At 38.5% G+C, this 9,373-nt stretch carries 7 protein-coding genes; 4 read left to right on the forward strand and 3 right to left on the reverse strand.

What is annotated here, in order from left to right; translation table 11 throughout:
* Nucleotides 1-296 precede the first annotated feature (296 nt).
* Both IQ237_RS14465 and hetR read left to right on the forward strand, forming a co-directional pair.
* Nucleotides 297-2,480 (forward strand): DMT family transporter, encoded by a 2,184-nt coding sequence (locus IQ237_RS14465; RefSeq protein WP_194056291.1) that lies wholly within the window; start codon nt 297-299, stop codon nt 2,478-2,480.
* Nucleotides 2,481-3,144: 664 nt separating this feature from the next.
* On the forward strand, nt 3,145-4,044 hold the full coding sequence (gene hetR / locus IQ237_RS14470) for a heterocyst differentiation master regulator HetR (protein ID WP_194056293.1): 900 nt from the start codon (nt 3,145-3,147) through the stop codon (nt 4,042-4,044).
* Between the two features lie 201 nt (nt 4,045-4,245).
* Here hetR and IQ237_RS14475 read toward each other — a convergent pair whose 3' ends face one another.
* Nucleotides 4,246-4,857: a hypothetical protein gene (locus IQ237_RS14475; protein ID WP_194056295.1), complete on the reverse strand. Its 612-nt coding sequence runs from the start codon at nt 4,855-4,857 to the stop codon at nt 4,246-4,248.
* Nucleotides 4,858-5,224: 367 nt separating this feature from the next.
* Here IQ237_RS14475 and rpsD point away from each other — a divergent pair, with 367 nt between their 5' ends.
* Nucleotides 5,225-5,833 (forward strand): 30S ribosomal protein S4, encoded by a 609-nt coding sequence (gene rpsD, locus IQ237_RS14480; protein ID WP_194056297.1) that lies wholly within the window; start codon nt 5,225-5,227, stop codon nt 5,831-5,833.
* Nucleotides 5,834-5,920: 87 nt separating this feature from the next.
* On the opposite strand, the gene moaA is transcribed toward rpsD, so the two are convergent.
* Nucleotides 5,921-6,907: a GTP 3',8-cyclase MoaA gene (gene moaA / locus IQ237_RS14485; protein ID WP_194056299.1), complete on the reverse strand. Its 987-nt coding sequence runs from the start codon at nt 6,905-6,907 to the stop codon at nt 5,921-5,923.
* A gap of 356 nt (nt 6,908-7,263) precedes the next feature.
* Between moaA and IQ237_RS14490 the strand changes: the two genes are divergently transcribed.
* A complete protein-coding gene (locus tag IQ237_RS14490) occupies nt 7,264-8,277 on the forward strand; it encodes a hypothetical protein (RefSeq protein WP_228020292.1) in 1,014 nt (337 codons plus the stop codon).
* A gap of 78 nt (nt 8,278-8,355) precedes the next feature.
* Here IQ237_RS14490 and IQ237_RS14495 read toward each other — a convergent pair whose 3' ends face one another.
* Nucleotides 8,356-8,649 carry a 4a-hydroxytetrahydrobiopterin dehydratase gene (locus IQ237_RS14495; RefSeq protein WP_194056303.1) on the reverse strand — a complete coding sequence of 98 codons (294 nt, stop codon included), beginning with the start codon at nt 8,647-8,649 and terminating at the stop codon, nt 8,356-8,358.
* Between the last annotated feature and the right edge of the window lie 724 nt (nt 8,650-9,373).

Raw genomic sequence — 9,373 nt, forward strand, 5'->3', positions numbered from 1 at the left:
TATCTATAAATAGTATATTTTTGCATAATTGTGGGCAATTTATTAAAATATTGAATAGGAGATAAAAAAATCTTCTACTTTTCTCAGAACAATTCCCAGAACAATATTTTAATTTCTCAAATCAACGGAAACTGTCACGCAATTTACACTTCGCATAAATTTTGGTTTTTAACAACCTACCAATCTGCAAGGCTGTGAAACAGTTATCAGTGAACAGTAAACCGTGAAGAGACTGACAACTGATAACTGATAACTGATAACTGATTTATCGTCAAGGTGTTAGAGGTTAGAAACTAATGGGGCGATTTGAAAAGCGACCAGAAAACTCACGAAACAGAAGCGACTTATCCAGAGCCGCAGAAAATGCCCTTTGGGATGTAGTTGAAGACTTAGAACAACTCCAACAGAATGTTATTAGAACTTTACAAGACGATGTAAAGCGGCTCGAAACTGAAAAAAACCGTTTAGCCAATGACATTCAAAGATTAATAGAAGAAAAAGAAAAATTACAGCAAGCTCGACAAATTACTGAACAGCAAGTTTTGATTCGTCAGTTGGCGGAAGTTTTAGCAAAACATATATCTTCCCAACTGCAATCTTCACTCAAAAGTTTAGCTGAACAATCAATAACCGGAGAATCTTCCGATCAATCCACCCTCAGATCGGCTGAAGTCAATTCTACAGTAGCTAGTGAAATTAGTGAAAATGTCAGCCAGATGTTGAACAATCTGGATGATACAGTCACAATTGCTTTTAGCTCCATCCAAAAAGAATTAACAAATTATCAAAGTCATCTTTCCCAGCAGTTGTTACGAATGTACGATCAACAGCAGCAAGGGGAAGAAATTTTAGCAGAATTTGTCAAGCGTTTACGAGAGGAACTAGCGAAAATCAAAGATGCAAATTCTCTGAAAATTTTGACAGGAGGAGCGCCAACAGTATTGCAACTGTCCGAACCCTACAAAAACGGTTTCTCGGAAAAATCCTCAGAGAGAATCATCGGTGAATCAATTTCTTTACTAACTCAGGATTTGCCAAAAAGTGGAAATTCATCCTCAGATGCTGTGGTTGTATTACCACCACCTCCAGAAAATTCACCAGAACCAGTTTCTGTCCCTGTTCCTGAGTCTTTAACCTCAGAAACACCAGAAACCCCAACTCCAGAAAATTCACCAGAACCAGTTTCTGTGCTTGTTCCTGAGTCTTTAACCTCAGAAACACCAGAAAATCCAACTCCAGAAAATTCACCAGAACCAATTTCTGTGGTTGTTCCTGAGTCTTTCACTTCCGAAACCTCAGAAAATCCACCTCCAGAAAATTCACCTCCAGAAAATCCACCAGAACCAGTTTCTGTCCTTGTTCCTGACTCTTCCCCAGCAAAATTAAACCCATACTCTCCCCAAAAAATACAGCAGGAAGTAACACCCCGACAACAAAAACCTCCCAGTTCCCCAAACTCATCTTCAGTTCAGACAGGTTTCCTGTTGGTTGTGTTGTCAATGGTTATGTCATCCCTTTACAACGTTGTTGTCAAGGCGCTGTTCTATCAAGGTTCTGATCTGTTAGGAAACTTCCAGGCACAACAGTTAATGTCACCAACATTGGGAAATATTTTCTTAATCTTGATGCTGAGATTATTGGTGGTTGTACCTTTAATGTTACTTTTAGCTCCTATTTTGCACCCTCCAGTTTGGCAAGACTTACAAAGTCTATTTGATTCAGTTAGCAGAAATGCTGCTGCCAAGAAAACAAACACAAAACAGGTATTACTGTTGTCGGTTGTGAGTGGTGGCTTTTTATTTTTGTCCCAAGTTTTGATTTACATTGCTATTGGTCAAGTAACAACTGGAATAGCGATCGCTCTGTTTTTTATCTATCCCATGATCACTGTACTCTTGGCTTGGTTTCTCTTTCGTGAGCGTCCTGGCTTATTAAGTTTTAGTGCAATTTCTAGCATTTTTTGTGGTCAATTATTAATCTTGGGTAGTTATGCAACTGGTATTAATAATACCTCTTTAGGAATTATTTCTGGAATTATGTCCGGAATAGCTTTTTCTGTATACGTAATTCTTACTAGGTTATCCGCTCCGAAACTGCATCCAGTTTCTTTTGCTTTAATTAATTTCGCAACCATGTTGTTATTCAGCTTTGTTTGCTTATTAGTACCTTTACCAATTGATTGGAGTTTAGCCATTAGATCATCCAATTTATTGGAAGTGATTTTAAGTGCTTTTATGTTAGGTGTCCTCACTCTTTGCGGCTATTTATTCAACAATTTTGGCATCCGCAAATTAGGAGGACAACGCTCCGCTATCATTGGTGCTGTTGTCCCAATTTTCACAGTAATTTTCGCTGGATTAATGATTCAAGAAAAATTGGATCTTCTGCAAATTCTGGGAGTTTTATTGGTAACTGGTGGCGCAGTTGCTATCAGTTGGGAAAAAATGCAAAACGTTAAATCTTCCAGTGCCAAAAATTAAATGATTAAAAACAATTAAACTATGTACAAATGCTTGAAAATTTCTACCATAATTTTATATGTCAACAGATTTAACCAGGGAATACCCAATCAAATCTGAATTTCTTAATATAAAATTAATAATTGGTATGAGTAAAACCTCTAGTAATGTGCATATTCCTCAATTTAGATCAAGTTGATGCTAGACTAAAGGTTGGTTTAATTAAGTCAACAGCCTAGAGCGTAGATTCAGTAATGCTAGGTAATCTGTTTTTACCTTGTAGGGGCGAAGCATTCGGGTGATAACTTAGCGCTGAAACCATAAATATTAGACCTGTCCGAAAGCTATGCCTCCAGCACGCTACGCGAACGCCCTGACGATTAATGAATCGGTGTTCTAGCAGCAAAAATTGCAGTTGACAAAAAAGCAAATTAAATGCGTGACAACTTAAACCTCAATAGCTGCATCAATTTTGTTAACCTGATGTTACTATTGGTGAGCCTTTCTTTTACTGTTCAAAATTAATGATTACACCCAAGGTAATTTAGCACCATAGCTATTTTATGGTGAAACCATAACAAATCTCCATTGAGAGGGAAGACAAAAATTACAATTTGGTGTATAATAGTTAGTTTAAATTTGACTACTATTTTTTCGTAAACGTGCCATTCATCTGTCTGTGAATATGACTAACGACATAGATCTGATCAAACGTCTTGGTCCAAGTGCGATGGATCAGATCATGCTTTATCTAGCTTTTAGTGCCATGCGTACAAGTGGCCATAGGCATGGAGCATTTTTAGATGCAGCCGCAACAGCAGCTAAGTGTGCAATTTATATGACCTATCTAGAACAGGGACAAAACCTGCGAATGACAGGGCATTTGCACCACCTGGAGCCGAAGCGAGTCAAAATTATTGTCGAGGAAGTAAGACAAGCTCTGACTGAGGGTAAATTGCTAAAAATGCTGGGTTCCCAAGAACCTCGCTATTTAATTCAATTGCCTTATGTGTGGATGGAAAAATATCCTTGGCAACCAGGAAGGTCTCGTGTTCCTGGTACAAGTCTCACCAGTGAGGAGAAAAAACAAATCGAGCGCAAGCTGCCTAAAAATCTGCCTGACGCTCAGTTAGTTACTTCCTTTGAATTTTTAGAGCTAATTGAATTTCTACACAAGCGATCGCAAGAAGAGTTACCCCAGCATCATCAAATGCCTCTGAGTGAAGCCTTGGCAGAACATATCAAACGTCGTCTACTCTACTCAGGTACTGTGACACGCATTGATTCACCTTGGGGAATGCCCTTTTATGCCCTAACCCGTCCCTTTTATGCCCCAGCAGACGACCAAGAACGTACTTACACAATGGTCGAAGATACTGCGCGTTATTTTCGGATGATGAAAGACTGGGCAGAAAGAAAAGCCAATTCTATGCGTGCTGTAGAAGAACTGGATATTCCTCTGGAAAAAATGCAGGAAGCGATGGAAGAATTGGATGAAATTATCCGCGCTTGGGCAGATAAATATCACTGCGATGGCGGTACACCCATGATTTTACAAATGGCTTTTGGTAATCAAGATGACTAAATCAACAAAAGTTAGAAGTTATCTTCTAATTTTTGCTGATATTACCTTGAGCCAACTATTTACCTGCTAACTTTGATTTGGGTTTTGAATCGTCATAGAATACAGCGATTTTACGGTAATTCTGTCACCGAAAGCAGATGACAGAAAATTTTCAGCAAATGTGACTAATTGTAGCTAATTGTAGCTAATTTTAACTGCTACCTAAATGCTACCTTCAGGAGTTGATGGGATAGGCAGTGTCTGAAAAGGTGGTATTAATCCCGGCCGTGTTGTAGATCCAGCCCCAATACTAATAGAACGGTAACTGGCATCAATACACCGATCTAAAGACTCAATCGGGGTTAAATTAATTTCTTTGCGTAAACCAACTACACACTCAGCAAAGGTAACAGGTAATAAACTGCGTCCACAGTAGCTTAAAACAGCTTGGTTAATTGCTTGTTGGGTACTCTTGCTAATGCCAACTACACAGGTAGCAAAATCTTCTGCACGACGGGATAGACTACAGGAATAAAGGGCATCCGCTGGTGTAATTTTGGTTTGTTTAGTAATTTTAGCTACACAAATAGATAATTCTCTTGGTCGCATGGTTGTAGCACAACCTTGAGATGCTGCTTGTGCTGTAACTCCTGCACTTAATAATTGAGCCGCACAAGCACGGTAATCATTTCTATAGGAACTTATCACAGCTTGACTTGGCAAGATATTTGTCCATAGTCCGGCGATCGCCATCACTGGAATTGTGACCATTTTCCAGAAATGACTACTTTTGTAGTTATGAAAACTGCCAATTTCTTTTTTGCGTTTTAACATTGCTATTCTCCAAACACCCAAAGTTATGCTAACTTAGAATTTGCTGAAACTCCTCTATTATCAAGGAATTTCATTGTCAGTACCCAAATACTTCCAAAAGTCTGATACAGCAGAATATGGCTAACGCCACGCTACGCTATCAGGAGTCAGGAGTCAGTAGGAGCAAACCCCCTGTGGTTGCCCTCTTGAGTCAGGAGTCAGGAGTAAAACTCTCGTGGTGTCTAGGTTTCAATTTTGATTCTGTACCTCATTGATCTGCCATCTGCTGTATTTATCATTTAACCAAAAATACTCTAGCTAATTGCTAAGAGTTATGTGATAATAGAATATTTGGGTAAAGTTTAAACAGGATTAAATAAGGAAACTCATGTCCCGATATAGAGGTCCGCGCCTCAGAATTGTCCGCCGCTTGGGCGAATTACCAGGATTAACTCGCAAAAGTGCTAGACGTGCCTATGCACCAGGTCAACATGGTCAAAACCGCAAAAAACGGTCTGAGTATGCTATCCGTCTAGAAGAAAAGCAAAAACTTCGCTTAAACTACGGTTTAACAGAAAAGCAAATGCTCCGCTATGTTCGTAAAGCCAGAAGAGTGACTGGTTCTACCGGACAAGTATTGCTGCAATTGCTAGAAATGCGTTTAGATAATACAGTTTTTCGCATGGGTATGGCTCCCACTATTCCCGCAGCACGTCAACTGGTAAACCACGGTCACGTTACCGTTAATGGTCGTGTAGTGAATATAGCCAGCTATCAGTGCCGTCCTGGTGAAGAAATTGGTGTGAGAAATAAAGAAGCATCTAAGAAATTGGTAGAAGCTAACTTACAGTATCCCGGTTTGGCTAACCTTCCCAATCACTTGGAATTTGATAAAAACAAATTGACTGGTAAAGTCAATAGTGTGATTGAAAGAGAATGGGTAGCACTTCAAGTTAATGAACTGCTGGTTGTGGAATATTACTCACGTCAAGCATAATTCAATTTTGGATTTTGGATTTACGATTTTGGATTGGAATAGTTGTTCTTTGAATCCACAATCCAAAATCTAAAATCTAAAATTAGGTTAACCTCCTATTTGCGACATGGTACGGGTGTAAGTGCCGACAGTACCTGAGTCGCGTTGTTTAAAGTTAATTTCTGATTTGATTGCTAAAAGTTCTCTGACTTGTGATTGTAATTGAGTAGTGCTACAACCAGCACGTAAAGAAGATTTTAAATCAATTTGCCCAGTTTCATTGAGTAAGCAGGGACGTAACCAACCATCAGCAGAAAGACGCACTCGGTTACAGCGATCGCAAAAACACTCTGACATTTGACTAATAAAACCCAGTGTTCCCTTTGCTCCGGGAATTTGAAATACATCTGCTGGACCATTACCACGAACTTGAGATTCTGTCAATCCCCAACGTTGACGAATGCGATCGCGTAAATCAGTAGAAGATACCCAACCGCGATCGCCAAACAAATCACCATTACCAATAGGCATAAACTCAATAAATCGGACGTGCCAAATTTTATCAATAGTTAAAGCGGCTAAATCCAAAACTTCATGGTCATTGACACCTGGTATCACCACCACATTTAACTTTAACGGGTCAAATCCAATATTATAAGCAGCTTGAATCCCATCCCAAACTTGTTGCCAACGTTTACGGCCTTGATTACCGATAATTTTCTCAAAAGTATCTGGATCGAGAGAGTCTAAACTAATATTAATTCTTCTTAAACCTGCATCATAAAGTTTTTGAGCTATAGGAGCTAATAAAAACCCATTAGTAGTCATTGCCAAATCTTGAGTTTGGGGAAGATGGGCAATTTTTTTTACCAACTCCACCACACCAGGACGGAGTAGAGGTTCACCACCAGTCAAGCGGAAGCGAGTAAAACCAACAGGAATAAATACCTCTTGAATAAGGGTAAGCAGTTCCTCATTAGTTAACAACTGTTGCTTGAGGATATAGTCTAATTCTGCACCCTCTGGCATACAGTAAAGACAACGGAAATTACAGCGATCAATTAAACTAATACGAAGATAGTCTACTGGGTTCATGTTTGTTGAGTTGAAGTCCAATTTCTAGTGTAGAAACCCAAGGGAATAAAGAATATATTTTTTATGCGTAAATTTTGTATATACAAATGTAACCATTTTTTGATATCTTACGCAACCTACAGGAAATTTTTGGTACTATAAGTAAGTCCTCAAATATTTTGAATTTTTAAATTTATGCCTTTAGTAGCTTGAAGGCATTTAAAATTTTTCCAAGTTTAAATTTTTCCAAGTTTAAATTTTTCCTCTATAATGTTTACCTGCTTATTGTTGCTGATCCTGTGTAATTACTCAGAATTTGTAACAGTGAGTTGATCGCATCCACCAACCAGCTATCTACCGTGCAAGATACCGACTCTATGAATGACCTTGCGGCTGCACTGCAACAGCCTGTAGACTTGGATTTTGAATTACCAGATCCAGAAGATGAAGAAATTGCTGAGTCTGACTTTTTACAGCAGTTAGATGTAGCTTGGCAAGTGTGCGATCGCTTTGATTTACAAACGGAAATTTGGCGGGGTCGCATTTTACGCGCCATCCGTGACAGAGAGAAAAAAGGCGGAGATGGGCGCGGTACTGGTTTCCTCAAATGGTTGAAGGAACGGGAAATTAGTAAAACTCAAGCTTATTCTTGGATTCAATTAGCTAATAGTGCTGATACCTTAATTGAAGATGGTAAATTAGACCCCAGTACAGTTAATAATTTTAGTAAACGGGCATTTGTAGAAACCGCCAAAGCTGCGCCAGAAGTACAACAGATGGTGAGTGAAGCAGCGCAAAAAGGCGATCGCATCACCCGCAGAGAAGTCCGTCAACTCACGGACGAATGGACAGCGATGTCTTCAGAATTATTACCTCAACCAGTCAAGGAAAAAGCCGCAGATAATAGCCTTCCTGCTCGCTACATTGCCCCTCTGGTGAAGGAAATGGAAAAACTGCCAGAATCACACCAGAAGGCGTTACAGAGAGAAATAGCTGAAAATCCTGATGTAGATACTTTAAAACAAGCCACTACAGAAGCTAGACAATTAGCAAAATATCTCAAATCTGCTGTCCAGGTGCAAGCACTGACAGAAGAAAATGTGGATATTGAAACTGCATTAGAAGAAGCTCAAAGAATCGGATGTTTAAGTATAGCAGCGGACTTAGTAAACCAAGCATCCCAAATGGAACAAGGTATAGCTAAGTTATACATGACTTGGAAGAAAATCAGTAACTTAGCTGATAGATTGTATGTTGATACAGGAGCGAGTACACCAAATTTGCGATCGCTCCTGGGTTGTGTTGAACCACTGGGAGGGGAAGTTATGGAAATTAAACTCAGTGGTGCAACAGAACATACTATTAGGTTACAGATTCAGGAAACGAATTAGGTAATGGGTAATGGGTAATGGATAATTGTTAATGGGTTAAAAACCATTCCCTATTAACTGTCACCTGTCACCTGTCACCTATTTACTATATATTTCTTCCATTTTTTTCGCCAATTCCACATCTAAATTACTGATAGCATTACCGATGTCGTGGGTGATAAGATTCACTTTTACAGTGCTGTAAACATTGGACCATTCGGGGTGATGTCCCATTGTTTCTGCGTAAACACCTGCTGTCACCATCCAACCTAAAGCGGTAGCAAAGTCTTTAAATTTGTATTCTTTGCATAATTTGCCATCTTTAATTTGCCATCCTGGTAAACTATTTAGGGCTTGTTGTAGTTCGGTTTCGTTAAGTTTTTGTGCTGCCATGTTATGAATTTATACTTTATACAGAGATTTCTAAAGACCTATTTTAACAAATGGGGTATGATAATTTTGATTGTCTGAATCAGGATATCCAGGATTTAAGGATTTACAAGACTTTTTTGGTATAATAATTTTGATTTTTAACAGTTATGAAATTGAAATATGGATTAGCCATTAATCTACAACGCGCCGTTAAAATACAACCATTAATTGAAACATTCTTAAATTCAATGACAAGCTTCTTTCATTTTCCGATATGGCGGTGTCTGTTCTTACAGGCATCCCTTGATTTTTTTGCACTCCCTTTATCTAATGATCGCTCTCTTTTAGTCTAAAGTCCAGTCAAATGGGATTTTCTAGTTAACAGTCTTAACTGTCTGCTTAAATGTTTAAAATGTTCTTGCAGTTGACCGCTAAACCTGAGATTATCTGTTCGCCTAGTAAGTATCAATTTTACCAACCAATTTAAAAACCATTAATTTTAAGTTAAATTAAATTAATGTTTTACCTTATAATTGGCGTTAAAGCTATGACACAAGATAATGTATAATGAATAGATTTATTATACTGGTATCAATCTTAACAAAACATTTGATTAAGAATTTGCTTAAATAGCAAAAATCATAGGACTTACGCGCTGTGCAAATTAACCATGATATGCCTCAACAATATTTGTTTGTTTCAGGCTTTTGGGGATGAAGTTTATACAAATAGCCATAGCGAAGCG

The organism is Sphaerospermopsis sp. LEGE 08334 (assembly GCF_015207205.1).
GTDB lineage: Bacteria > Cyanobacteriota > Cyanobacteriia > Cyanobacteriales > Nostocaceae > Sphaerospermopsis.